The sequence below is a fragment of the Edaphobacter sp. genome (genome assembly GCF_028283685.1).
In the GTDB taxonomy this organism is placed as follows: domain Bacteria; phylum Acidobacteriota; class Terriglobia; order Terriglobales; family Acidobacteriaceae; genus Edaphobacter.
Genome location: NZ_JAPWKF010000007.1, coordinates 807,546 through 832,160, shown reverse-complemented (window position 1 = coordinate 832,160; position 24,615 = coordinate 807,546). Strand labels below are relative to the sequence as shown.

The following is a 24,615-nucleotide window of genomic DNA, read 5'->3' as shown; positions in this document are numbered from 1 at the left end:
CTCAACTCAAACTAAACCAGCAGCTGTGAATTGCAAATGTGCCGTGTTCTGCTTGAGCGCGTGCGGCTTGATCAGGCTGTTCGTCTCGTCGATTTTGTTCGCTTAAGCTTTTGTTGCGACTGACGGGTGTATGCGCCTACGATTGAGGCGATCAACCCAGGGAAGCGTTCTTCAATCTCCGCACAGCGCGACGTGTTGTGCATCTCGATGCCTTTGCGCTCAGCGCGAATCAGGCCAGCCTCACGCAACACCTTGAAGTGTTGCGACAGTGTCGACTTCGGGACTGGCTTGTCGATGACGTTCTGAAATGCGGAACACGTCGAGGAACATTGCGAATAGGCCAGCTCTGCAAGGATAGCGACGCGCACAGGGTCTGAAAGCGCGTGCAGAATCGCCTCCACCGAGACGTCCTCAACCGAAGGGTGCAGAAGCGGTTTCATCCTGCATTCATCATAGGCCAGAACCTTCAAAGTTCATTAGTTCACATTTTCGGAACTTTTGCGCTTCGAGATGAATCCAACACCTGCGCAACAAAAGGAGAGCGGTTATGTCGAAGAAGCTTGAAGGAAAGATTGCACTCGTCACTGGCGGTAACAGCGGAATTGGCCTGGCCACGGCAAAGCGGTTCGTCGCTGAAGGCGCCACGGTTGTCATCACCGGACGTCGGAAAGAAAACCTCGACGCTGCAGTCAAAGAGATTGGTTCCAGCGCATACGGCATCCAGGCCGACGCCTCGAAGCTTGGCGATATCGACAAGGTCTATGCGGAGATCAAGCAGAAGTATGGCCGCATCGATGTGCTGTTCGCCAACGCAGGCGGCGGCGAGTTCGCGACCATCGATCAGGTGACGGAGGAGCACTTCGATAAGACCTTCGACACCAATGTGAAGGGCCTCTTCTTTACTGTCCAGAAGGCACTGCCGCTCATCCCGGAGGGTGGCACGATCGTGCTGAACGCCTCTATCGTCTCCGTCAAAGGAATGCCCGCCTTCGGCGTTTATAACGCCACGAAGGCCGCTGTACGCTCCTTTGCGCGTACATGGACCAACGAGCTGAAGGATCGCAAGATTCGCGTCAACGTTGTTAGCCCCGGCCCCATCGACACGCCCGGCGTTGACGGGTTGGTGCAGGACGCTGAACAGGCCAAGCAGCTCAAGGCGAACCTTGCCTCGCAGGTGCCGCTGGGGCGAATCGGTGAAGCCGACGAGATCGCGAAGGTCGTCGTCTTCCTCGCCTCCGATGATTCAAGCTACGTCGCGGGTGTCGAGCTGTTCGTCGACGGCGGCATGGTCCAGGTATAAGAACACCATTACAAACGCGGGGAGGCCGCTGCCTGAATGCAGCGGCCTCCCCGCTTCTTTCCCGTCAGCGTTAGGCCAGGCCGTTCCGCGCAATCACTTCCTTATAAAAATGTGCGCTCATCTTTGGCGTGCGCTTCTGCGTTTTGAAGTCGACGTAGTGCAGGCCAAATCGATACGCGTAGCCATCGGCCCACTCGTAGTTATCCATAAAGCTCCAGCAGAAGTAGCCTTTGACCGGCACTCCTTCTGAGACACCGCGATGCAGCTGCGTCAGATAGTTGCGCAGATACATCACGCGGTCGGAGTCATATACCTGTCCGTCGGGCGTCATGACGTCAGCCGAGGAGGCTCCGTTCTCCGTGATGTAGAGCTCTTTCACCTTCCACAGATCTGCCGTGAACTTCGGCGTCCAGTAGAGCGCCTGAGGTCCCACTGTCAGCCACGGACTCATCATGTGTGGATACGATTTCGGAGCAGGAATGATGGCGTATCCCTTCGGAGTGCTGTCCGCTCGAACCCATGTTGCGGTGTAGATATTCAGTCCTACAAAGTCGACCGGCGTGCCGATGGCCTTCATCTCTGCTGCAGTAAACTTCGGCGCATTCGCGCCATGATGTTCGAGATAGGCGTCGGTGTAACGGCCTTCCATCACAACTGTGAGGTAGCCTGCGTTCTCTTCGCGAAAGGCTTTGCTGGCGGCGGCGATATGCTCCGCATTTTCGATGATGGGGGCGCATGCCTCCGGGTTCTCAGCCAGCCCGACTTTGACTTCTGCTTTGGCATGCGCTCGGATCGCCTGCACCCCAAGTCCATGCGCCAGTACTGCATGATGACGCACCTGGTTCAACGCCGCGGGAGCAAGTTCGAGGCCCGGTGCGTGAATGCCCCTACCGTATCCCAGGTCGACGAACGAACGCATCTCGTTGAGCGTCATGAAGTGCTTCACGCGATCGGAGAGTCGTTCGGCAACATAGCCTGCATAGCTGGCAAAAGCCTCCGACGTATCGCGCGACTGCCAGCCCCCCTTATCTTCAAGCGTCTGCGGTAGATCCCAGTGAAAGAGCGTGCAATATGGCGTGATGTTATTGGCGAGCAGCTCGTCGACAAGCCGGTTATAAAAATCCAATCCTCTGGGATTCGGTGATCCCGTACCCGAGGGAAAGACGCGCGTCCACGAGACGGAAAAGCGATAGGTCTTCAGGCCCATCTCTTTCATCAGCTGAATGTCGCTCTTGTACAGGTGATAGTGATCGTCGGCGACATCGCCGGTATCCCCCATATTCGTCTTCCCCGGCGTATGAGAAAACGTGTCCCAGATAGAAGGACCGCGGCCATCTTCCTTCACGGCACCCTCAACCTGGTACGCCGCAGTGGCCGAGCCCCACAGAAATCCCTTGGGAAAGCTGTGGGCTGCTGGAAGAGCACTGGCAAATCCGGCAGCAGCGGACTCGGTCGAATACAGAGCGGAGGGCGCGAGAGCCGCAGAGCTGAAGAGTTTGGCGAAAGTGCGACGCGAGAGTCGATTGAGCAAGGGAGTATCGTCCTTGGTGAGTTTCAGGGAAGTTTAGTCGCTTCCTCCTCCGGCCGCCAATGGTCTGCTCCGCGCAGGAAGACGTTGGGGAGATATTGACGTGCCTCTTCTGAGGACAACTGATGCGACCAGGGAGCACGGGACGATAGTGCAGCACCCGCGCCGGTGCTGTTCGATTCCGCATAGTAAGCGGTCTTTTGATTCAACTCCTTTCCCCACGGGTCCCATCCAAGGGGAGAGAGCGATGCCGGTAGTTGCGTGTTGATGTAGATAACTCGGGAGTACGGCCGCCATGGCCGTCCCAGGAAAAAATGCTTGTCTGCAAGGCCCGCAGCATCGGCGGTCACACGGCTCGACAGGATCACGTAGCCGGTTGTCTGCTCGGCCGAGGTGCGCGATTGCGCCGTGAGATAGCCGGGGGAAAGCTCGTGAATCTCCGTCTGGTCGAACACCGCCGTTGCATTGCCGAAGATGAAATCGACGGTGCCTTCAATGTAGGAGTCGAGGTAATACTGTCGTCCGTAGTCGGCAAACAGCGTGTCCTGGTGGCCGAGAAAACGGCAGTGCTTGAAGATGGCACGGTCCGCGCGGACGACGATGGCGACAGCCTGCCCGGTATTGCCTGCGCTGTTTTCAAAGGTAAGATTGTCCGCCTCAAAGTCATCCCCGTTGACTTCGACTGTCTGTGTGAAGAAGGTGCCACCAGCCTGTTTTGCGTTCAGGCTGTTTGTGATCACGACATCCTGCGGCGATTGGCCTTTGCCGATGAGCGTCACGTTGGGATGAAGCTGCGTCACGATGATGCGTTCGTGATAGGTGCCTGGCGCGATCTCGATATAGACGCGGCCTCCTTTCGAGGGCCACGGATGATGGTCGAGGGCGTTTTGAATCGTCGGGAAGACGAGGCGGTCTTCATTGCCCGGTTGCGCCGCGGTCGCAGATGGATCGACGCGCACATGAACATCCTGGGCAACACACGGGCTGATGCAGGCAGCAAGAAGGAGTGGCAGGACCAATCGCATAGACGGCAGAGTAAACACCCATGTGGAAGAAAGGCAATCTCCTTTCTCTGCTGCGAGTTGGGTCGGATAGCATGGAGGTGCTAGAATCAAACGTGTGCCGGGTCCTACGCGACGTAACCCCGCCAATCCCGCCAGGTCCGGAAGGAAGCAACGGTAACGGGTCGTTACGGGCGCAGTGGGTCGCCCGGTACATTTTTATTTTCGGCGCTACATGCGCGAAATCATGGCATCTTGTTCACCCCAATCGACAATCGAATCCGGCTGAGGCTGAATGGGCTTGTTCCCCTTCTACGAGAAAGCGTGCGTGCCTGGAGCATTGCATGCCCGTCTATTCTTCAGAGAGAATTAATGGTGTTGTAAATCCTGATTCAATTGTTGCGAAATCCCCGAAAGGGCTGAGGTGAGAGTTTGAGTCTGACGTTAAAGCCGCGGACACAGGTGCGGGCAAAAATTTCCTCCGTTGGGTCGTATGTTCCGCCCCGTCTGCTGACGAACGCTGATTTGGAGAAGATGGTCGAGACGAACGACCAGTGGATCGTGGAACGGACCGGAATCCGTGAGCGTCATCTCGTCGATAAGGGCGTGGCGACCAGCGACCTTGCCGTAGAGGCTGCGAAGGTCTGCCTGGAAAAACGCGGCATCTCTCCCAGTGAGGTTGAGGTCATCATTGTTGCGACTGTCACCCCCGACATGCTTTTTCCTGCCACGGCCTGCCTTGTGCAGAACAAGCTTGGCTGCCCGGGCGCGTGGGGGTTCGATCTCTCGGCTGCCTGCTCCGGCTTCCCCTACGCTCTGCAGGTCGGCGCCAAGCTGGTTGAAAGCGGCGTCCACAAGAAGGTGCTCGTTATCGGCGCGGATGTGATGAGTTCCATCATCGACTACACCGACCGCACCACCTGCATCATCTTCGGCGATGGCGCCGGGGCTGTGCTGCTTGAGCCCTGCGAAGAAGGTGAGGTTGGTCTTATCGACTTCTGGCATGAGATCGACGGTTCCGGCGGAGCCTCGCTCAACATGCCCGGCGGCGGCAGTCTCAATCCCGCAACCGCCGAGACCGTCGCCAACAAGATGCACTACGTCCATCAGGATGGCCAGGCCGTCTACAAGTTCGCCGTGCGCAAGATGGCCGAGGCGTCGGAGACGGTTCTCTCTCGCAACGGGCTCCAGGGTAGCGAGCTGTCCTGCTTCATTCCCCATCAGGCCAACAAGCGCATCATCCTTTCCACGGCCGAACGTCTCGGCATGCCTGAAGACCGCGTCGTCATCAATATCGACCGCTTCGGCAACACGACTGCGGGAACCATCCCGCTCGCCATGCAGACGGCTTTGGACGAAGGCAGGCTTAAAAAAGGCGATCTTGTCCTTCTCGCCAGCGTCGGTGCAGGGTTCACTGTCGGTGCCACGCTACTCCGCTGGGAGTTCTAACCCTTTATTCATCAGTAACTTTGAATCAGGCGGCCCGTTTCGGGGCCGCCTGATTATTTAGGGGAACAATTTTTCGGGGTGGACGTATATCTAATAGATATATATCTATTAGATATGAAGTCGAAGAAGACCCAACACGCCGGATCCACAGCCAACGCCCTGCTCGGGCTGCTAACGCTCGGCGACATGTCCGGGTATGACATGCGCTCGCTGATCGATCGCTCCATCGGACACTTCTGGACTGAGAGCTACGGCCAGATCTACCCCTCGCTGAAATGGCTATCCTCTGAAGGGTTTGTCGAAAAGAAGACAGAGCGGAAGAAGGGAAGACCTGACCGGAACGTCTTCACGCTGACACCGGCAGGGCGCAAGCGGCTCAAGCAGTGGCTTGCGGTCCCGCCTGTCGTTCCTGAGATTCCGCGCAGCGAGCTGCTGCTGAAGCTCTTCTTCGGACTGCATGTGCCGCAGAAGGTCAGCCGTTCCCATCTTGCGAGCTTCCTGCAATTCCACGAGGACGCTCTCACGCGCTACACCGAGCTTGAGGCAAAGCTTCAGCGAGAAGAGACAGGTGATCCTCAGTTGCCGTACTGGTTGATGACGCTCAGCTTCGGCCGTCATCGCAGCGAAGCGTCCGTGAACTGGGCAAAACAGTCGATGGTAAGGCTCGACGATCTGGAGAAGAACCAGGGGCCGCGAAAAAGAGTCGTCGGCAGGAAAAAATAGTTCTGCAAAAGGAGAAAGGCGATGCACGCACATGACCCGTTGTGGGTAAAAGCATTTCTAGCCATTCATATCGCCGGTGGAGCCATGTCGTTCCTGCTGGCGCCCGTTGCCCTCGTCACCGCCAAAGGTGGCAAGCAGCATAAGCGATGGGGCAAGGTCTATCTCTGGTCGATGGGAGCCGTCGCTGCAACAGCAGTCCCGCTGGCGTTCTTCTTTCCGGTTAAGTTCCTTGCACTTGTGTCGGTTTTCAGCTTCTACTTCGCCTTTTCCGGCTACCGTGTGCTGCGGTTGAAAGATCTGGCCCGCGGAGGCAGCGCTCAGCCGATCGACTGGATGGCCGCCATCGTCACACTCTCCACCAGCATGCTGCTGGCGTGGCTCAGCTGGTTCCGGCCCACTTCCATCGAGGTTATCCCGATCGTGGGCATCATCTTCGGTTTCATTGGCATTCGCGCCGCCGTGCAGCAGATGCTCTCCTTTGTTCGCAAGCCGAAGGAGAAGATGTTCTGGTGGTACACGCATCTCGGCAACTTTATCGGAAGCTATATCGCGGCGTGGTCTGCCTTCAGCGTGGTCACCATCGGGCCGCGGCTCGGAAATCATTGGTATGTCTGGTTGTGGCCCGTGATGTTCGGTGTTCCGTCGATCATCGCCACCACGGCGTATTACAAGAGAAAATTTGCGCCGCGGCAGAACGCAACCGCTGCGGCATAAGAGGTCAGGCGACTGATTTGCCCTGGGGCTCAAGGCCTTGCGGTCCCGTGACACTCCGCGAGGCCTTGTAAATCTGCCGTATGGCGATGATGCAGCTCAGGATAATGACGCTCCAGATGACGATCAATACCGGCATCGCATACTCGGCGGAGAGCTTATCCCACAGCCGCAGAATGGGGCGGCCGTAGTACAGGCCCAGTCCCGCGGCGATCGCATGCCGCGTCGTCCGGCTGATCACGAAAGCCGTCATGAACTTGTTCTTTGACATCTTCAGCGCGCCAGCGGCCAGCACAAACGGGGCCAGCGGCATCGGTGGCGGCAGCAGAGCCGGCAGTGCCACGGAAAGGATCGCATGATGCTCCATCCATTCTCTGAGGTGCTTGAAGATGCGTGGGGGCACTCTGCGTTCGATGAAGGCCATCCCTCCCGACTGCCCGACGCGGTAGCTGACATAGCCTCCGATGGCCGAACCGGCAGACGAGATCCCCACCAAAAGAAAAAAGTTATTGTGGCGAGCCGCCATCAACACCAGCATGATATCCGTGAGTCCGGGGACTGGTAGTGGCACAAACGATGAATCCACAATTGAGACAAAGAAAAGCCCGAATAGTCCGAGGCCGAAGACAAAATGCAGGAGTGGGGAGCGGTGACCGCGTGGCGCTATGATCTCGAGCGCGCTGGCGGTCGTGTCGGCCGTAATCGTGGAGACGGTCGAGATCATATCGGGTATGACGCAAAAATTGCGTCTGAAGTCGCGTTGGACGGTATGAATTTAGTGATGGTTGGCCCGAAGGCTAAAGAAAACGCAGCGGAGCGAGCGGCGGTAAGATCTGTTCTTCTCCCGCATATTGCCGGAACAGCTCGATGGTGCGGATGCAATCCGGCGTCAGCGTATAGTGAATGTTCTCGGTCAGGTAGTGCCGGATCGTCGCCGGTGTCAGACCAATCCGCGGGGTCCACTCGCGTACCAGGTCTTCGGTATGCGTCAGACCACGATCGCGCGAGCGCACCAGGTCTGCCTCCAGCTGATCGGCCTTGATGCGTCCTTCCTTGATGGCTTCGGGCCGTACGGCCCATACTGCTGCCACCCACGGAAGCCCGGTCAGCAGCTTCCACTCATGCGCCACGTCAAACCACTCGCAAGGCCCCACGGCCGCCTCGATAGCCTCGCGGTTTTCGAGTGCCAGCAGCGCTGGATCGCCGATCAGCAATGCGGCATCTGCCTCCTGCAGCATCGTGACCGGATTGGCATGCCGTGTCAGAAATTCCGGGGCGTTGTTATGGAATCTACGTAGCAGCAGCTCGGCGTAGGCCCGTGAGCTGCGAGACGCATTGTCGGCAGCCACACTGCGGATGGTGCCCAGCGTGTGTGGTGCCTTCACGATGAACTGGATCGAACGGACCCGGTCGAGCGAGGCGATGGTGCAGCCGGGAACAACGGCCAGCTCAGGCGTCAGCGCTGCAATCGGGATCAACCCAAGATCGGCCCGGCCAGACAGCAGTTCCTCGGCACAAAGCGCCGGCAGCGTGTAGTGCAACGCATAGCGTTTCGCCAGCTCCTCCGCCACCGGAGGATGCTCAAAATCCCACATCAACGGCGCGGGATTCAGAAAGCTGATGGCGGCGACACGGACGGGATGGGACAGGGCAGGGGCCAAGGATCTAGTTTATTGGATGAGTGAGGAGGTTTTTGGATGCTGCGGTCGATTATCGGGTTTGAGCAGGACAAGGAAGAGCATTGGGTGGCGTGGCTGGACTGTGGTCACACCCAGCACGTGCGTCACGATCCACCCTGGACCATGCGGGAGTGGGTTATCACCGAGGAAGGGCGCATGTCCCACATCGGCAGGCAGCTTGACTGTAAAAAGTGCGACGAGATCATCCTGGCGAGGAGGGCAGCCGAGGGAGTGTAGGATTCGTGTGTCTCGTTTGAGGTCGTTGGGGGAACCATGAATCGTCGTAACTTTCTTTCAGCCAGCGGCGTGGGAGCGCTCGCCTTTGGCACAGGTGTTCCGCTGCCAGCGGAGCCGTCCGCAGCCAGCAGCCATGGATCGACAAAGCCCGTGCTGATGAAACTTGGCTGCCAGAGTGCGCCGACTACCGATGCACACCTGAAGTATCTTGCCCGCTACGGCGTCAAACACATCTGCGGCTATCCCCAGACGTCCGATGGCCGCATCGCCTCGACCGTCGAGGAACTGAGCCGCATGCGCGAGCTTGCGGAGAAGAACGGCATCGAGATTCTTTGCGTCGGTCCGCCTATCCTCGAGTCCAGCTACATCGACCGGGAGAAGCACCCGGCCATCATGCTTGCGCAGAGCCCGGAGCGCGACCGCGACATCGAGCAGCTGCAACTGCTCATCCGTAACTGCGCGCAGGTTGGCCTGCCGTCGATCAAATACAACATGAGCATCCTCGGCGTGCTTCGCTCCGGGCGCGTTCCAGGCCGTGGCGATGCCAGCTATAGCCGCTGGAATCTCACCGAGGCGAAGCCGAAGACGCCGCTGACCATCGCCGGCCAGGTCGACGCCGATGCCTTCTGGGAGCGGATCACTTACTTTCTCGACCGCATCATTCCAGTCGCCAATGAAAACAAGGTGCGCATGGCATGTCACCCGCACGACCCCGGCGTCCCGCCCGAAGGCTACCAGGGCGTCGATCGTGTGCTTGGAACCGTCGACGGCCTCAAAAAGTTCGTCTCCACCCGCGAGAGCGAATATCACGGTCTCAATTTCTGCCAGGGCACGGTCTCGGAGATGCTCCCCGACCCCGGAACGCAGATCTTCGATGTCATCCGCTACTTCGGCACCCGCAAGAAGATCTTCAACGTGCACTTCCGCAACATCCGCGGCCATCGTAACGACTTCACCGAGGTCTATCCCGACGAAGGGGACGTCGACATGTGGAAGGCGCTGAACGCCTACCGCGAGGTTGGCTACAGCTACATGCTGATGCCCGACCATGTTCCTCAGGTCGAGAGCGACCCGGCAGGCCTGCAGTCGTTCGCGTATTGTTACGGATATATCCGGGGCCTCATCCAGACAGCGCAGAGGATCTATGGTCCCCGAACGGGCTGAAGGAAGACCAAAAAATAATGAACGTTGGCCAGCAGAGCAGTACGGCTCATCGTGAAAAAAGTGATGTGGCGCGGCTGGCATGGCTCGCGCTGGTGTCGTCCCCAGGCATGGGAGCGACGCGAACCTGGAGAGCGCTGCGGCGCCTCGATACGCCGGGGCAGATCTTCTCCGCCTCTCTCACCGAACTGGAAGGCCTTGGCCTCACAGCGCAGGCGGCGCAGTTCGTCTACGAGGGCAAGGCACTCGCTGCTGCCGAAGATGAGCTCTCCCGCACCCTTGAGGCTGGCGGAAGGATCCTGACTCCCTCGGACGAGGCCTACCCCGAACGCCTGCGCGAGATCTACGATCCCCCAGCGGTGCTCTGGGTGCGTGGAAGCGTCGAGCTTCTCTCCTGCCCCGGCATCGCCGTTGTTGGCACCCGCCATCCCTCGACCTATGGTGTGGGCATGGCCGAGATGCTCTCGCGCGACCTGGCGGCAAGAAAACTCGTCATTCTCAGTGGAATGGCACGCGGCGTCGATACCGCCGCCCATAAAGGAGCGCTCGCCGCGCACGGAAAGACAGTAGCTGTGTGGGGAACCGGGATTGACGTGATCTACCCGAAGGAGAACAAGCGGCTGGCTGAACAGATCGTCGAGAGCGGAGGCTCAATCGTCAGCGAATATCCGCTGGGGACCTTTCCGGCACCGCAGAACTTTCCCGTTCGCAACCGCATCCTGAGCGGCATGAGCGTCGGCGTCCTGGTCATCGAGGCGGCTGAGCACAGCGGCACCCGTATCACGGCACGGCTGGCGATGGAGCAGAACCGCGACCTGTACGCCGTCCCGGGTAACGTGACCAACAAGAACTCGTGGGGGCCCAATACGCTCATCAAGCAGGGAGCGAAGCTGACGGCTACCTGGGAGGACGTCTGGGAGGACCTTCCCGCTCCGGTTCGCCGCCAACTTGAAGCAGAGATGGGAGTTAGCGGGGAGAATGAATCGAACCCGAACCAATCTGCATCTTTATTTAGCGAAACACGCCTTTCCGGTGACGAGCAACTGGTCCTGGGCCGGCTGAGGCAGGATGAGGCTGTTCAGCTGGATGCGCTGATCGAGGGTTTGGAGGGAGAGCTGGGAGCGGCAGAGATCTTCACCGCACTGTTTGAGCTGGAACTGGCTGGGCGAGTACGGCAACTTCCGGGAAAGAACTACATCCGACCTATGTGAAAGGCCCGGGGAGTGAGTCTTCCAAGCCTCAATAAAAAGTTTTCAACAGAGCTTAAGTACACTTTCTGGTGTCAGTTGCCGTCAGATGTGCCAGTGTGGGACTGGACCGCCCTATCTATTAATAATGGTAACGTTTTGGCACCGCCGTTCGTCTGTGTGGGATGCGAAGGGATGACGTACCGTCCGAATCCGTGTTAGGTTCGCAAGGGAATATCGAGAAGTTTGGGGAAAGTGGAACGTTTCGCTACGTCGAAGCGTTCTGTTCATGTGAAGGGATCAGATGGCAAAGTCACTCGTGATCGTTGAATCGCCGGCCAAGGCAAAGACGATCAATAAATATCTCGGCAGCGATTATGTGGTGGAGGCCTCACTCGGCCACATCATGGACCTGCCCAAAAACGACATCGGTGTAGAGCTCACGAAGAGAACCTTTGAGCCCACCCTGATCGTCTCTCCTGGCAAGGAGAAGGTCGTGGACCGCCTGAAGAAGCTGGCGGCCAAGGCCGATGCTGTTTACCTGGCGCCTGACCCTGACCGCGAAGGGGAGGCGATCGCCGCCCACCTGTCGATGCAACTGATGCCGGTGGTCAAGGACAAGTCGAAGGTCCGCCGCGTCACCTTCAACGAGATCACCAAGAAGGCCGTTAACGCCGCCTTCGCCAACGCCCGCGACGTCGATGAGAACCTCGTCGATGCGCAGCAGACGCGCCGCGTGCTCGACCGCCTCGTCGGTTATCAGATCTCGCCGCTGCTGTGGGACAAGGTTCGCCGCGGACTCAGCGCTGGGCGTGTGCAGACCGTCGCGCTGCGCCTAATTGTGGAGCGCGAGCAGGAGATCAACGCGTTCAATCCCGTCGAGTACTGGACCATCGACGCCGACCTTCTTCCTGCCGGTGGAAAGCAGGGCTTCACGGCTCGCTTCGTCGGCGTCAACGGAGTCCCCTCGCGCGTCGCCAACGGCAAGGATGAGGAGGGCAAAGAGCTCTTCATCGCCAATGCGCTGCCCGATGGCGAAGCAGTCGAAGAGGTCGTCAGCGAACTGAAGGGCGCTACCTGGAAGGTTCGTTCGGTCGAGAAAAAGGAGCGCCGCAATAATCCGAAGGCGCCCTTCACCACCAGCAAGCTGCAGCAGGAGGCCGCAGGCCGCCTCGGCTTCAACGTGCGCCGCACCATGGGCGTGGCACAGCGACTTTACGAAGGTGTCGAGATCGGCGCGGAAGGCACTGTCGGTCTCATCACCTACATGCGTACCGACTCCACCCGCGTGAGCCCCGATGCGATCGCCGAGGCACGTGAGTTCATCGGCAAGATCGGCTCGCAGTACCTTCCGGCCAAGCCGAATGAGTACGTCGGCAAGAAGCAGGTGCAGGCGCAGGATGCGCACGAGGCTATTCGTCCCACGTCGGTGAAGTTCACGCCTGACTCGATCCGCCGCTATCTCTCGGACGAGCAGTACAAGCTCTACAAGCTCATCTGGCAGCGTTTCGTCTCCAGCCAGATGACCTCTGCCGTCTTTGACCAGACCACGGTCGACATTGAGGCGAAGGCAAAGCTGACCTATGACTTCCGCGTCAGCGGCAGCGTGCTCAAGTTCGACGGTCACCTGAAGTTCGAGGAAGAAGAAAAGCGTGCTCGTGCCGCGGCGAAGGAGAAGCTCGCCAAGGAAGAGCAGAAGCTGGTCAACGAGACAGATGCAGAAGGCGAGGACGGCTCGGAGAGCCGTCTGCCCGAGTTGGCGTCCGGCGATGCGCTCAAGCTCGAGAAGCTCGATCCGCTGCAGAAGTATACGCAGCCGCCACCGCGCTACAACGAAGCCAGCCTGGTCAAGACGCTCGAAGAGAAGGGAATCGGACGCCCTTCGACCTACGCGTCCATCATCAATACGATCCAGGATCGCGACTATGTGAAGAAGATCGGCGCCAAGTTCGTGCCGACCGAGATCGGCATCGTCGTCACCAATCTGCTGGTGAAGAACTTTCCCTACATCTTCAATACGCAATACACGGCCACGCTCGAAGGCGAGCTGGATGCCGTGGAAGATGGGCACGAGCGCTGGACCGATCTTCTCAACGGCTTCTACGACCACTTCGAGAAAGAGCTCGTCGTGGCCGAGAAGAAGATGGAAGACATCAAGCGGATGGAAGAGCCCACGACGGAGATCTGCGATAAGTGCGGCTCTCCGCTCATCATGAAGTGGGGCAAGTTCGGCAGCTTCTACTCCTGTTCGAACTTCTCGAAGTCGAAGCCCATGACGGTCGCCGCTGGTCCGTGGAAGAAGGATCAGAAGGCGGTGCTCAAGAAGATCACGGACGGGTTGAACTTCCCCATGACGGTGAAGGCGACGACCGACGACGAGCTCGATTTCACCGCCGAGGCAGCCGACGCCAAGACCCTTGTATCCGCAATTGGCGCGGCGCAGGGGAAGGGCAAGAAGATCACGGTTGAGACCTTCAGCTGCGACTTTACCAAGGAAAACTTCGCTGCCAAGCCGGATCTGACGGCACCTGGCGCGGACGAGGCTCCTGAAGAAGAGGCATGTGACAACTGCGGCCGCACCATGGTGCTGCGCAACGGCCCGTGGGGCCCGTTCATGTCCTGCCCCGGCTATAACGAGGATCCTCCGTGCAAGACCATCCGCAAGCTCAGCCAGAAGGTGCAGCAGAAGCCCCCGGTTCAGCTGGAGGAGGCCTGCCCCAAGTGCGGCAAACCACTACTCCTGCGTAACGGCCAGTACGGCGAGTTCATCAGCTGCAGTGGTTATCCGAAGTGCAAGTACATCAAGCAGGATCTGCTTGAGGCCAAGTGCCCCAAGGATGGCGGCGATATCGCCGTACGCAAGACCAAGCGTGGCGACGTCTTCTACGGCTGCGTCAACTATCCGAAGTGCGACTTCGCCTCAAACCTGAAGCTGATCGACGAGACCTGCCCCAAGTGTCAGAGCGCCTATCTGCTTGAGGTGGCCAACGACAAGGGCACCTTCTGGGTCTGCCCTAACAATCACGAGGATCTTCCGAAGAAGCGCAAGAAGAAGGGCGAGCAGGAGACTGCTCCATCCGGTCCCGCTTGCAGTTATAAGAAGAAGATCGCCGGTCCGCAGGAGAAGCCTGCGGCAGAGCCTCTCAGCCGGCCTGACCCGGAGAAGACGCGGCCTGTTGTCGAAAGCGTGGCCTGAGGAGAGATCGAGTGGCAAGTACAGCAGACGGCGAACTGATTCTGAAACTCTACGAGATGCGGCGCGAGGAGCAGATGCGCAAGGCGCGCCGCTTCATGATCTTCGACTTCCAGCCAAAGTCGCTGGAGGAGCTGCGCGCCGTCTCGCGTGACCTCAATTCGCCTCATAACGCTGCCTGGCGCCAGATCACCAGCTACTGGGAGATGGCGCACGGCCTCGTTCTGCACGGCGCCCTCGACGCTGACCTTTTCCTCGACACCACCGGTGAGGGCATCCTCATCTATGCCAAGTTTCATTACTTCCACGTCGAGACGGAAAAGCAGTCCGGCAACCCATTTATGCGTAATACGGCAGCCCTGATTGCTAAATATCCTGCCGCGCAGCGGCTCCACGGCGGCTTCCTGCGGTCGCTCGGCCTGGACAAAGGCTGACCCTCTGCCAGCCGTCCAAAAGCACCTTCTGGCGTGCCGCGCTTTACTTTTTCCACAATTCTGCTAAAACGATAAGGACGTACCTGTTTCATGGTTCCATTGCAGTGGTTGTTCTTCGGTATTGTGTTGTTTGTCGTAAATAATTGAAAAGATTGGGTAAGTTCCTTATGGCGAAGGCAGTGTGGAACGGCCAGACGCTGGCCGAGAGCGAGACATTCGAAACCGTTGAGGGAAACATTTACTTTCCTGAGGAGACGGTAAAGCGCGAGTTTCTCCGCCCCAGCTCCACCACCTCCAGCTGCCCCTGGAAGGGGCAAGCCAGGTATTTCAGCATCGTCGTCGACGGGCAGGAGAACCAGGACGCAGCCTGGTACTATCCCGATCCCAAGCCTGCCGCTCGCAACGTGAAGCACCACATCGCGTTCTGGCGCGGGGTTGAAGTCACCAAGTAGATCCTTTTTCTCAAGCGCCATAGCAGTTCTTCCGGCCTCATCCTTTGTGCCTCTTCGGGACCAGATGCTTGCCTCATGGCACCGTGGTTCGGGTTGGATCGGTCGATTCGGCCCTAATCGTGCGCTCTTAAGTTCCATGTGAGAATGATCCCTGGAGAACCACGATGGCGGAACGTACGCCGCAGGACGCCTTCAAAGAGACACCCCTGGACGAGACGACTCTTGATCCTTCGACCCCGGCTGAATGGGCCGCGATGCGCTCTCTCGCGCATCGCATGGTCGATCTTTCCTTCGACCACATGGAGTCGCGTCGCGAGCAGTCTGTCTGGCAGCAACTGCCCGGCACCGTCCGCAGCGTTCTAAAAGACGAGGAGCTTCCCCGTCGTGGAGAGGGAGCCGTGGCGGCCTGCGACAGCTTTCTTCAGAACGTGCTGCCCTATGGTGTCGGCAACACGCATCCCCGTTTCTGGGGTTGGGTCATGGGTGGAGGTACCCCGGTCGGTATCGTGGCCGAGCTGCTCGCCGCGACGATGAATCCCAACGTCGGCGGCTTCGATGACTCCGCCACGATGGTGGAACTGCAGGTCATCCGCTGGCTGGCGGAGCTGATGGGTATGCCTGTTCATTCCAGCGGACTGTTGATGAGTGGCGGGACCATGGCCAACCTCATCGGTCTTGTCGTAGGCCGCTACGCCAGGGCAGGGTACGACGTCCGCGCGGAGGGCTTACAGGCTGGCCCTCCACTTCGCGTCTACTGCACCTCCGAGGCCCACAGCTGGCTCAAGAAGTCGATGGAGATGATGGGCATGGGCCGCTCCAGCCTGCGCATCATCGGCGTCGATGCGCGCTTCATGATGAACCTCGACGAACTGCGTCAGGCCATCGCGGACGACCGCGCCGCTGGTTGCCGGCCCATCTGTGTCGTCGCCACCGCGGGCACGGTGAATACCGGTGCCACCGACGATCTCGTTGCTATTGCCGACATCTGCCAGGCGGAGCAGATGTGGTTCCACGTGGACGGAGCCTTCGGAGCGCTCGCCTACTGGTCCGAGAAGCTGCGTCCTCTGGTGCGTGGCATCGAGCGCGCCGATTCCGTTGCCTTCGACCTGCATAAGTGGGGCTATATGCCCTACGACATCGGCTGCGTGCTTATCCGCGATGCAGAGCTGCACAAGGCAGCCTTCGCGACCGGCGCCAGCTACCTTACTGCGATGGAGCGCGGCCCTGCTGCGGGAGGCCTTTATTTCGCGGATCGCAACATCGAGCTCTCGCGTGGTTTCCGTGCTCTCAAGGCGTGGATGAGTCTCAAAGCCTACGGAGCGGACGCCATTACCGCGCAGATTGAAAAGAATGTGGAGCAGTCTGCCTATCTCGCTTACCTGGTCGGTGCCTCTCATAAGCTTCAGCTCGCCGCCGAGGTTCCATTGAACATTGTCTGCCTTCGCTATCAGGGAGCAGACGACGATCAGAACAAGGAGATCCTCATGCGCCTGCAGGAGCGCGGCATTGCCATACCGTCAGGCACGATCATCAATGGCAGATTCGCCATTCGCGTCGCGCACTCCAATCATCGCTCTCGTCGCGAGGACTTCGATCTTCTGGTCGATGCGCTTGAGTCGATTGGCGCTGAGGTGATGGCAGGGCATTAAAGAAAACGGGCGCTGCGAAGACCATTGAAAGCCTGCGCAGCGCCTGCGTCCATTGAATCCTAGTAAGCGCCTGCCTGCTGCAGCGGAATACGTACCTGGAAGCAGGTTGCTCCCGGGCGCGACTCGACGTGGATGTAGCCCGAGTGCCGCTGCACGATGCGCTGTGCGGTATCAAGCCCAAGTCCGAGTCCGCGTCCCGGCGCCTTCGTCGTAAAGAATGGCTCGAAGATGCGGTTCTTCATCTCCGGTTCAATGCCCGGTCCTGAATCCCACACTTCGACGTAAGCCATCTGGCCCTGCAGCCGTGTCTTCAGTCGCAGCGTTCCACTGTCATTCATCGCGTCGAGCGAGTTTTCGATCAGAGCGGTCCACACCTGGTTCAGCTCGCGCCCGTAGACCGCCACGGAAGGCAGCACCGGATCGAAGTCCGTCTCCACCTTGACGTCGCGCAGACGCGACTTGAACATCACCAGCGTATTCTCGAGCGACTGCGCCAGATCGACATCCTGGATCGGAGCCTGGTCCATGTAGGAGTAGTCCTTGATGGCGCGGATCAGGTCGAAGATGCGCACCGTCGAGTTGACCACGGTCTCGGCCATGCGTTCGGCACGAAGTGAGCTTGCAACGGTTGCAACGGCGACCGGCAGAGCCTCGGTAGTCATGATGCTCGCGAGCTCATCCAGATGATTGGTCGGCAGGCCCGTCTCTGCCAAAGCCGGGGCAATTGCCCAGGGATTGGGAATGTTGTGGCTCTCCAGCCAGCGCACGATCTCCAGTTCGTGATCGCTCTCCGCCATGAGGTCAGGCATCCCAGCCTGCGTGTTGCGCTCCAGCATCGATGCACGTACGTTGACGATCCAGTTGCGGTACTTGGAGGTGATCGAGTCAGGCAGACAAAGATTCCCCATGCGGTACTTCTGGTCGCCGTACTGGCGAAGCTCCGAGAACAGGCTCGACGCCGAGCGCTGCGCGGCAGATGCCGGATTGTTCAGCTCATGCGCCAGGTTCGCTGCAAGCTTGCCCAGGGAGGTTAACTTCTCCGCCTGCTGCTCGATGCGTGTCACCTCGCGCACGCGGTCCATCATCGTCGAAACGCATCGCTGCGTCATCGACGGAATCGCCTTGAGCATCTCGGGGAACTGGCTCTCGTTGAGCTGCAGAACCCAGGCGCTTCCCACGACGTATCCGGTCGCGCTGTACGAGACCATGCGCGAGTAAGGAAGCTTGCCGGTCATCTGTCCCGAACGGCCGATGAACATCATCATCTGGCCGCCTTCCTGGCGGCGAACATGAATTTCGCCCTTCAGAATGAAGACCATGTGGTCGGCTGGAGAGCCTTGAACAAAGGCCGTTGCGCCGTCCTCTCCCACGAGCTCCATGCCATGGGTAGCGAACCACGCGTACTCCTCCTCCAGCAGGCCTTCCAGCGCGTGGATCGTACGCAAAGCCTCAACGATTTGTGGGAGTGGTGTCGGATTGTCCGGTGGGGCAACGAAGACCGTCGGTATCGGTTGCGAGCCGACAGCTTCAAAGATGCTGGGGGCAGCCATTGTGCGAATCTCCCTCTGCCGTCGTGGGCAGGAACATAGATACGACAGGCGACTATGTCTCCATTGTGACAGGTTTCACACGGAGAGGGGAGCGTTTCCCCTGAGGATTTTGTCGCGTTTTGTGACGAAGCTGGAATAGCTTCGGCTGTCGTATCAGTGTCTGCGCATGTTCGGCAGAGGGCGGCTCATGCCCGGCTGCGGCCCGAAGATGCTATCCGGTCGAGCGTGGCCAGCATTCGCTGCACGATCTCAGGATGTTCTGCCGCAACATCATGACGCTCGGCAGGATCAGCGATTCTGTCGTAAAGCTGCGGTGCCGGAGCATTGCCCAATTCGATATTGGTCGCGGCTTCATAGGGTTCTTTCCTGCTGCCACGAATTACCTTCCACTTGCCCTCGACAAGGGATAGTACGCCTGCCTCTTCCACCAGAGACTCTCGGCCTTTGCGCGAGCGGCCGGTAAGCACAGGCCAAAGATTCATGCTGTCCGGTGCATCGTCGCGGCGCAGCGTCTGTCCGGTGAGCGACGCAAGCGAGGCCAGCAGATCGATCTGGTCGACAAGAGCATCCGTCGTCGTTCCCGGCTTGATGTGGTTTGACCATTTCACGAGAAACGGCACGCGTGTTCCTCCGTCAAAGTTGCTGTACTTTCCGCCGCGATACTCGCCTGCCGGCTTGTGTGAACCCAGCTTCTCCACGGCCTCATCCTTGTATCCGTCATCGACGACAGGCCCGTTATCGCTGGACAAGATGATTATCGTGTTCTCCGTCAATCCATTCTTCTTCAGCGTCTCGACGATACGGCCGACGCACCAGTCCAGTTCGGCGATGGCGTCTCCACGCGGTCCCATGCCCGTCTTGCCGCGGAAGCGCTCGTTGGGCAGGCGCGGCACATGAATGTCGTGCACCGGGTAATAGAGAAAGAATGGCTCGCTGCTCTTCTGCTCGATGAACCGCACGGCTTTGTCTGAAAGAGTATCGGCGATCTGTTCATCGACCCACAGCGCTGCCTTGCCGCCCTCCATGTAGCCGATCCGGCTGACGCCATCGACGATGGCCATGTCATGCCCGTGGCTTGGCTTCATCTTCAATAGCTCAGGATTCGCCCGGCCCGTCGGCTCGCCCGGGAATGGCTGCTTGTAGCTGACGTGGATCGGATCGGCAGGATCGCCGTTGACGACACGATGGTTCTCCACGAAGACACAGGGCGTTCGATCGGGAGTCGCCGGAATGATGAACGAATAATCGAAGCCAATCTCCAGCGGGCCGGGCTTGATCTCACCGTTCCAGTCAAGCCCACCGCGCCCCAGACCCAGGTGCCACTTGCCGACGATTCCTGTGCGGTAGCCTGCTCTCTTCAGCATTGCAGGCACCGTCAGCTGGTTGTCGTCGATGATCAGGGCTGCGTCGCCCGCAAGGATGCCCGTTCCCGGCTTGCGCCACGCATACTGTCCCGTCAGCACGGAGTAGCGCGAAGGTGTGCAGGTCGCCGAGGTCGCATGCGCATCCGTAAAACGAAGGCCCTCCGCCGCCAACGCGTCGATGTTTGGCGTGCTGACCGCAGTAGCGCCGTAACAGCCCACATCGCCATATCCAAGGTCATCGGCATAGATGAAGACGATGTTCGGCTGGCTGCCAGGCTTGCGTGCGCCAAGCAGGGATACCGTAGAGGCTGCTGTAAGAGTCTGGAGAAACTGTCGCCGATTCATCACAGTCCATCGTATCGCGAGCAAGAAAATGGGGCTGCGCCATCATCGGCGCAGCCCCGTTCTTACAGATTGGATTAGGCCTTGACGACCGTACCGTTCTCGACCTTGACCGGATCGAGGAAGGGCATGTTCTTGCGCAGTTCAGCGCCGACCTTCTCGATGCCGTGTGCAGCCTCTTCCTGGCGGATGCGGGCAAACTCGTGGCGGCCCGTCTCGTTCTCCTCGATGAACTTCTTGGCGAACGATCCGTCCTGGATCTCCTCGAGCAGCTTCTTCATCGCCTTCTTCGTCTCAGCGGTCACGATGCGCGGACCGGCAACGTAGTCGCCCCACTCCGCCGTGTCCGAGATCGAGTGACGCATGTATGCGAGACCGCCGCGGTACATCAGGTCGACGATCAGCTTCAGCTCGTGCAGAACCTCGAAGTAAGCGAGCTCAGGCTGGTAGCCTGCCTCGGTCAGAACCTCGAAGCCAGCCTTCACCAGCGCAGCCGTGCCGCCGCAAAGGACAGCCTGCTCGCCGAAGAGGTCGGTCTCGGTCTCTTCCGTGAAGGTCGTCTCCAGAACGCCGGCGCGGGTGCAGCCGATGCCCTTCGCGTAGCTCAGAGCCAGCTCAAGCGCCTTGCCCGAGGCATTCTGCTCAACAGCAACCAGTCCGGGGACGCCGCCGCCCTCGGTGAAGACCTCGCGTACGCGATGACCAGGAGCCTTCGGTGCGACGAGAGCAACGTCCACGCCAGCGGCCGGAACGATGGTGCCGAAGCGGATGTTGAAGCCGTGAGCGAACAGCAGCGTCTTGCCCGGGGTGAGGTAGGGCTCGACCTCAGCCTTGTGAACCTTCGCAGCCGTCTGGTCGGGCGTCAGGTTCATAATCACATCGGCCCACTGCGAAACATTCGCAACCGTGTCGACAACGAGTCCGGCCTTACGGGCGCGGTCGGCGTTCGGCGAGTCAGCGCGAAGGCCGACGCGAACCTCAACTCCCGAATCCTTCAGGTTGAGGGCGTGGGCGTGGCCCTGCGAGCCGTAGCCGATGATGGCGACCTTCTTTCCCTGGATAAGGGCGAGGTCTGCGTCTTGATCGTGATAGGTCTTTGCCATTTCAGTTTTCCTTAGCCGGCCATGCGCCATTTCAACATCGCTGGCGCCTGCCGTGTTTTTAGCGGTTCGTTTGCGGTTATTACTTCAAGTCTACCAACTGCAAAGGCGAAACTTCGAAGCTCAGGTCGATTGATATAAGCGGTAACGTTCGGTCGTAATGGCCGAAAACGGTCTCATGGTGATCTGCCCGGCATCGGTCGCAACGTGCCAGTCCACGGAGGTCGTGCTGGCGCGCCGCGCTGCAAGCAGGGCAGGCTTCGGTATCGTCCCGGTAACGGGATGAAGGGCAAACAGTGCAACAGGCCCGTGCATCAGGGCCACAACATCGTTGTGCTGCGCGTCCAGTGGAATCAGCCGCAGCGGCATGTCGATCGTGAACTCCACGCGATCGTTATTCTTCCAGGTACGATCGATCTTCAGCCAGCTGCCCGGCTCGGGATGAAGCTCCGCGTTGCGGCCATTGATCCGCACGCGGCTCCCCGCTCCGGCCCACGCGGGTACGCGCAGCGTGACGGTAAATCTCTCGGTACGATCCGTCCTGATCGTCAACGCGGTCTCGTTATCGCGGGGATATGACGTCTCCTGCGTCAGGCTCACTGACGCCGAACCCTGTTTCCACGTCACGCGCGAAGGCACATACAGATTCACCGCGATGCCCTGCGGAGTGCGGAAGTACGAGCTGATGCCATAGTCTGCTGTGAGCTGCGGGAAGGTGCCTGAACAGCACGGCCATGCCTGCTCGTAGTCCATCTTCGCCGCGTCATTGGAGTAGTCCGCATAGTAGAAACTGATGCCGTTCGGCTTCAGCAGGCGCGCGCCCAGGATCGTGTTGTACAGCACCGTCTCCATGCTGTCGCCATAGCTGCTCTCGCCCGTCGCGGTCAGCAGATAGCGTGTGATCTTGAAGTGGCCATACGCTCCGCATGGTGTCTCGAAGCTGGAGTGCGTCTTGGTCAGGCTGTCGGCAAGGCCGTTCGATCCCGGCTTCTGAAAGCTCTCATTCGGACCCCAGCCTCCGGTAGCGAAGCTCTGCTCCTGTACAAAGCGAAAGCCATTGCGTGCTGCTTCGAAGTGCTTCCTGCTGCCGTCGACCTTGTACGCCTGCATCGCGGAACACAACGCATTCACATGACTGTACGCGTGCTCGCCGGGCAATACATTGTGGCCGTCGGCCAAAGGATTGAAGTACGTATCGTCTTCGAGAAAACGTTGCGCAAGAGCGCGGTAACGATTCCCTGCGCCGCGCTTATAGGCAAGATAAAAATTCTCGGGCAGTGTGTACGACTCGTCCCAGGTATACGCGACGTTCTTATGCGGGCGCGCTGCCATCTCCTTGCGGTTCAGCGCCTTCTCCGGAAGCCACGGCAGCACTGCGTCCGTCGCCTTGTTCAGCACGGCGAGCGCGCTGGGATCCTGCGCAAACTGGTGCGCATCGCTCAGTCCGCACATCGTCTTTTCGAACGTGTAGGCGGGCAAACAGTAATCGCTGTAGAAATCTTTTGTCGCCGTTGGCGCAAAGCCTGCAACCAGCTGGTGCACCTTCTGCTGTGTCGCTGGATCGCGCGTTACGGCATACGCTCGAGAAAGGCCGGAGAGATACTGCCCAAAGCTGTGCCCCGGGATATAGCCCGTCATGTTCTTCGGCGGATTGAAGTCCGGCGACGGAGAGTACCATCCGCCCATATCTTCGCCCGGAGCCGACTGGCCCGCGAGTTGTCGAAATGGTTTCAGCAAGCTGTCGTTATTAAGGCCGAGAAACAACGCGTGGTTATGGCGAAACTGTTCGAGCATCGGCCCTTCGAGCAGCTGCACCTGGCCGTACTCGAACTGTTCCAGCGGAGCTGCTGCGGGCACGTCCTCGCCATGCATCTGCGTTGGCAACGACAGCGCTGCCAGCGTTGCCGCGCCCCTTCCCAGAAACTCACGTCGTGTTGTCGTGCTCATTCGCAGGCTCCGTCGCAGGTGCAGAGAATGTCTCTACGCCTCGTCCTCATCAAACTGGTTCGGCAGATCATCCTCGTCAGGGCGCTCGGGAAAGGCCACTGGAGCAGTGTCCGGCGTCTTCGTTCCCAGAGCCTTCAGCACGCGGCCAGTGTGGCGTCCGCGGCGCATCGCCATGCGGCCCGTGCGCGAGACCTCCAGTACCTCGAACTTCGATTCGCGCAGCACCTGCAGCAGGCCCTCGATCTTCGACGCGGCGCCTGTCATCTCCAGCATGATCGACTCTGGTGCCAGATCGACGACGCGTGCGCGAAAGACATTCGCCAGCTCAAAGAGCTGCGACCGTGAGTGTTGCCCATGGGGTGTCGTCGGACCTGCTGCCACCTTGATGAGGCACAGCTCGCGGATCACAGCCTCCGCGCGGCCAAGCTCGTCCACGTCGCGTGTGATCTCCAGCTTGTACAGCGAGGCGCGAATGCGGTCGGCCGCATGCTCCGGGGCCTCGCACACAATCGTCATGCGCGAGACGCCATCGCGCTCGCTCTCGCCTACGGTCAGCGAGACGATGTTGACGTTCAGACGGCGAAACAGGGAGGCCACCCGCGTCAGCACGCCGGGCTTGTCGTCTACGAGCGATACAAAGGTGTGAAGCATCTTCTGTCTTATGTCCTTATCAGGCGTTCAGTGGCGAGGCGGTCTCCGCCGTAGAAATTCTTTTCCAGGTCGACGGAATCAGGTCTGGATGCGGAACCGCCGGATCGAGCCAGCGATCAGGCGCCAGCACAATCTTGTCCGGGTTCGGGTTGAGCCAAGCTCCCCACCAGGAGAAGCTGCTGTTGGCGATGATGTGGTCGCAACATGAGGACATCAGCCGCAGATCTTCGTGGGCCTCCATCTCGTTGTTGTGGTCCACAAAGATGTAGCGCGGTCCAGCCGGAAGGTTCTCGCGGCAGAAGGCGATATCGTCGGAGAAGACAAAGAAAGTCGGCTTTGCCACGCGACCCTGGATCGCATCGATCGCATTCTGGTAGTACGTCATCGGCAGAGCATCGCGACCGCCGTAGATCGTCGTGTAATCTCCGCGCCGCACATGCAGCGAGACCGGATGCTCGCATGACTGTATCTGCTCGAAGACGATACGATTCTTCTCCTGTGGAGCCTGGCACAGCGTCAGCTCCGCTCGCAATGTCTCTTCAATCTCAGTCGCATATTGATGAGCCTGAAAGTATCCGTCGAGATAGATGATCCGCGTCGACGGGTTTACCGGAAGATCCGGCTGAAACACCCAGTCGGTCACAAACTCCGGCTTGTAGAGCCGCGTGCCAGTGGCCAGGCGCGCCATCTTGGCCAGCGGCCCCTTATACGATGCCGTCGAGCACAGCAGCTGGTCGCGCCCATTGCGCTCCCGTGTTGTCGTCGAGATGCAGAACTTCGGCAGCAGAAACGGACGTGGGTGGCCAAACGATGTAGCCTTCTCCTCCCGCTCGCGGATCACCTCCAGCGTCGCCCCATACCTGCGGGCAAAGAAGAGCCCCGCAGCGTACTGAAACAGCTGGTTGCCAAGTCCGGATTTTTGACGAAGGAGAATCTTCATGGAGTCACGTCTCGGTG

General features: G+C 59.4%; 22 protein-coding genes and 1 other RNA gene. 12 read left to right on the top strand and 11 right to left on the bottom strand.

The window, feature by feature from the left end:
• Nucleotides 1–71: 71 nt before the first annotated feature.
• Entirely contained in the window at nt 72–470 is a 399-nt protein-coding gene (locus PW789_RS14295) for a helix-turn-helix domain-containing protein (RefSeq protein WP_299377528.1), read from the bottom strand.
• Nucleotides 471–547: 77 nt separating this feature from the next.
• Between PW789_RS14295 and PW789_RS14290 the strand changes: the two genes are divergently transcribed.
• Nucleotides 548–1,300, top strand: a complete 753-nt coding sequence (locus PW789_RS14290; protein WP_299377526.1) for a glucose 1-dehydrogenase — start codon at nt 548–550, stop codon at nt 1,298–1,300.
• A gap of 70 nt (nt 1,301–1,370) precedes the next feature.
• Here PW789_RS14290 and PW789_RS14285 read toward each other — a convergent pair whose 3' ends face one another.
• Both PW789_RS14285 and PW789_RS14280 read right to left on the bottom strand, forming a co-directional pair.
• Entirely contained in the window at nt 1,371–2,831 is a 1,461-nt protein-coding gene (locus PW789_RS14285) for a GH1 family beta-glucosidase (protein ID WP_299377524.1), read from the bottom strand.
• 23 nt (nt 2,832–2,854) lie between these two features.
• Nucleotides 2,855–3,787, bottom strand: coding sequence for a pectinesterase family protein (locus PW789_RS14280; protein WP_299377522.1), 933 nt, complete (start codon nt 3,785–3,787; stop codon nt 2,855–2,857).
• Between the two features lie 161 nt (nt 3,788–3,948).
• Between PW789_RS14280 and ffs the strand changes: the two genes are divergently transcribed.
• The 4 genes from ffs (at nt 3,949) to PW789_RS14260 (ending at nt 6,715) form a co-directional block, all read left to right on the top strand.
• Nucleotides 3,949–4,046: signal recognition particle sRNA small type (ffs, locus tag PW789_RS14275), an RNA gene on the top strand.
• Nucleotides 4,047–4,261: 215 nt separating this feature from the next.
• Nucleotides 4,262–5,278, top strand: a complete 1,017-nt coding sequence (locus tag PW789_RS14270; protein ID WP_299377520.1) for a beta-ketoacyl-ACP synthase III — start codon at nt 4,262–4,264, stop codon at nt 5,276–5,278.
• A 114-nt stretch (nt 5,279–5,392) separates the two neighbouring features.
• A complete protein-coding gene (locus PW789_RS14265; protein ID WP_299377518.1) occupies nt 5,393–6,001 on the top strand; it encodes a PadR family transcriptional regulator in 609 nt (202 codons plus the stop codon).
• Between the two features lie 21 nt (nt 6,002–6,022).
• A complete protein-coding gene (locus PW789_RS14260) occupies nt 6,023–6,715 on the top strand; it encodes a hypothetical protein (protein ID WP_299377516.1) in 693 nt (230 codons plus the stop codon).
• 4 nt (nt 6,716–6,719) lie between these two features.
• Here the strand turns inward: PW789_RS14260 and PW789_RS14255 are convergent, their stop codons facing one another.
• Together PW789_RS14255 and PW789_RS14250 are read right to left on the bottom strand one after the other, a co-directional pair.
• The gene (locus tag PW789_RS14255) at nt 6,720–7,436 is read right to left on the bottom strand and encodes a VTT domain-containing protein (protein WP_299377514.1); all 717 of its coding nucleotides are present in this window, start codon (nt 7,434–7,436) and stop codon (nt 6,720–6,722) included.
• Between the two features lie 73 nt (nt 7,437–7,509).
• A complete protein-coding gene (locus PW789_RS14250) occupies nt 7,510–8,373 on the bottom strand; it encodes a menaquinone biosynthetic enzyme MqnA/MqnD family protein (RefSeq protein ID WP_299377512.1) in 864 nt (287 codons plus the stop codon).
• A 36-nt stretch (nt 8,374–8,409) separates the two neighbouring features.
• On the opposite strand from PW789_RS14250, the gene PW789_RS14245 reads away from it, so the two are divergent.
• The 7 genes from PW789_RS14245 to PW789_RS14215 all read left to right on the top strand — a co-directional run bounded on the left by PW789_RS14245 (nt 8,410) and on the right by PW789_RS14215 (nt 16,704).
• Nucleotides 8,410–8,628 carry a DUF3565 domain-containing protein gene (locus PW789_RS14245; protein WP_299377510.1) on the top strand — a complete coding sequence of 73 codons (219 nt, stop codon included), beginning with the start codon at nt 8,410–8,412 and terminating at the stop codon, nt 8,626–8,628.
• Nucleotides 8,629–8,664: 36 nt separating this feature from the next.
• Entirely contained in the window at nt 8,665–9,792 is a 1,128-nt protein-coding gene (locus tag PW789_RS14240; protein ID WP_299377508.1) for a mannonate dehydratase, read from the top strand.
• Between the two features lie 17 nt (nt 9,793–9,809).
• Nucleotides 9,810–11,000 (top strand): DNA-processing protein DprA, encoded by a 1,191-nt coding sequence (gene dprA, locus PW789_RS14235; protein ID WP_299377506.1) that lies wholly within the window; start codon nt 9,810–9,812, stop codon nt 10,998–11,000.
• A gap of 280 nt (nt 11,001–11,280) precedes the next feature.
• Nucleotides 11,281–14,172 carry a type I DNA topoisomerase gene (gene topA, locus PW789_RS14230; RefSeq protein ID WP_299377504.1) on the top strand — a complete coding sequence of 964 codons (2,892 nt, stop codon included), beginning with the start codon at nt 11,281–11,283 and terminating at the stop codon, nt 14,170–14,172.
• A gap of 11 nt (nt 14,173–14,183) precedes the next feature.
• Entirely contained in the window at nt 14,184–14,603 is a 420-nt protein-coding gene (locus PW789_RS14225; RefSeq protein WP_299377502.1) for a hypothetical protein, read from the top strand.
• Between the two features lie 167 nt (nt 14,604–14,770).
• On the top strand, nt 14,771–15,055 hold the full coding sequence (locus PW789_RS14220; protein ID WP_299377500.1) for a DUF427 domain-containing protein: 285 nt from the start codon (nt 14,771–14,773) through the stop codon (nt 15,053–15,055).
• A gap of 164 nt (nt 15,056–15,219) precedes the next feature.
• Nucleotides 15,220–16,704 (top strand): pyridoxal-dependent decarboxylase, encoded by a 1,485-nt coding sequence (locus PW789_RS14215; protein ID WP_299377498.1) that lies wholly within the window; start codon nt 15,220–15,222, stop codon nt 16,702–16,704.
• A gap of 59 nt (nt 16,705–16,763) precedes the next feature.
• Here the strand turns inward: PW789_RS14215 and PW789_RS14210 are convergent, their stop codons facing one another.
• From PW789_RS14210 to PW789_RS14185, 6 genes are all read right to left on the bottom strand, one after another.
• Nucleotides 16,764–18,254 (bottom strand): ATP-binding protein, encoded by a 1,491-nt coding sequence (locus tag PW789_RS14210; protein WP_299377496.1) that lies wholly within the window; start codon nt 18,252–18,254, stop codon nt 16,764–16,766.
• A gap of 185 nt (nt 18,255–18,439) precedes the next feature.
• Nucleotides 18,440–19,963, bottom strand: coding sequence for an arylsulfatase (locus PW789_RS14205; RefSeq protein ID WP_299377494.1), 1,524 nt, complete (start codon nt 19,961–19,963; stop codon nt 18,440–18,442).
• A gap of 74 nt (nt 19,964–20,037) precedes the next feature.
• On the bottom strand, nt 20,038–21,093 hold the full coding sequence (gene ilvC / locus PW789_RS14200) for a ketol-acid reductoisomerase (protein WP_299377492.1): 1,056 nt from the start codon (nt 21,091–21,093) through the stop codon (nt 20,038–20,040).
• 90 nt (nt 21,094–21,183) lie between these two features.
• The gene (locus PW789_RS14195) at nt 21,184–23,007 is read right to left on the bottom strand and encodes a beta-L-arabinofuranosidase domain-containing protein (protein ID WP_299377490.1); all 1,824 of its coding nucleotides are present in this window, start codon (nt 23,005–23,007) and stop codon (nt 21,184–21,186) included.
• Nucleotides 23,008–23,040: 33 nt separating this feature from the next.
• Complete coding sequence (gene ilvN / locus PW789_RS14190; RefSeq protein ID WP_299377488.1) at nt 23,041–23,658, bottom strand: acetolactate synthase small subunit; 618 nt, start codon at nt 23,656–23,658, stop codon at nt 23,041–23,043.
• A 19-nt stretch (nt 23,659–23,677) separates the two neighbouring features.
• Nucleotides 23,678–24,598, bottom strand: coding sequence for an alpha-1,2-fucosyltransferase (locus PW789_RS14185; protein ID WP_299377486.1), 921 nt, complete (start codon nt 24,596–24,598; stop codon nt 23,678–23,680).
• Between the last annotated feature and the right edge of the window lie 17 nt (nt 24,599–24,615).

Coding starts and splice junctions, on each gene's coding strand:
- PW789_RS14245 (WP_299377510.1), top strand. CDS start 8,410: ATGCTGCGGTCGATTATCGGGTTTGAGCAGGACAAGGAAGAGCATTGG.
- PW789_RS14205 (WP_299377494.1), bottom strand. CDS start 19,963: ATGAATCGGCGACAGTTTCTCCAGACTCTTACAGCAGCCTCTACGGTA.
- PW789_RS14215 (WP_299377498.1), top strand. CDS start 15,220: ATGGCGGAACGTACGCCGCAGGACGCCTTCAAAGAGACACCCCTGGAC.
- PW789_RS14195 (WP_299377490.1), bottom strand. CDS start 23,007: ATGAGCACGACAACACGACGTGAGTTTCTGGGAAGGGGCGCGGCAACG.
- topA (WP_299377504.1), top strand. CDS start 11,281: ATGGCAAAGTCACTCGTGATCGTTGAATCGCCGGCCAAGGCAAAGACG.
- PW789_RS14260 (WP_299377516.1), top strand. CDS start 6,023: ATGCACGCACATGACCCGTTGTGGGTAAAAGCATTTCTAGCCATTCAT.
- PW789_RS14210 (WP_299377496.1), bottom strand. CDS start 18,254: ATGGCTGCCCCCAGCATCTTTGAAGCTGTCGGCTCGCAACCGATACCG.
- ilvN (WP_299377488.1), bottom strand. CDS start 23,658: ATGCTTCACACCTTTGTATCGCTCGTAGACGACAAGCCCGGCGTGCTG.
- PW789_RS14290 (WP_299377526.1), top strand. CDS start 548: ATGTCGAAGAAGCTTGAAGGAAAGATTGCACTCGTCACTGGCGGTAAC.
- PW789_RS14255 (WP_299377514.1), bottom strand. CDS start 7,436: ATGATCTCGACCGTCTCCACGATTACGGCCGACACGACCGCCAGCGCG.
- PW789_RS14265 (WP_299377518.1), top strand. CDS start 5,393: ATGAAGTCGAAGAAGACCCAACACGCCGGATCCACAGCCAACGCCCTG.
- ilvC (WP_299377492.1), bottom strand. CDS start 21,093: ATGGCGCATGGCCGGCTAAGGAAAACTGAAATGGCAAAGACCTATCAC.
- PW789_RS14220 (WP_299377500.1), top strand. CDS start 14,771: ATGGCGAAGGCAGTGTGGAACGGCCAGACGCTGGCCGAGAGCGAGACA.
- dprA (WP_299377506.1), top strand. CDS start 9,810: ATGAACGTTGGCCAGCAGAGCAGTACGGCTCATCGTGAAAAAAGTGAT.
- PW789_RS14240 (WP_299377508.1), top strand. CDS start 8,665: ATGAATCGTCGTAACTTTCTTTCAGCCAGCGGCGTGGGAGCGCTCGCC.
- PW789_RS14185 (WP_299377486.1), bottom strand. CDS start 24,598: ATGAAGATTCTCCTTCGTCAAAAATCCGGACTTGGCAACCAGCTGTTT.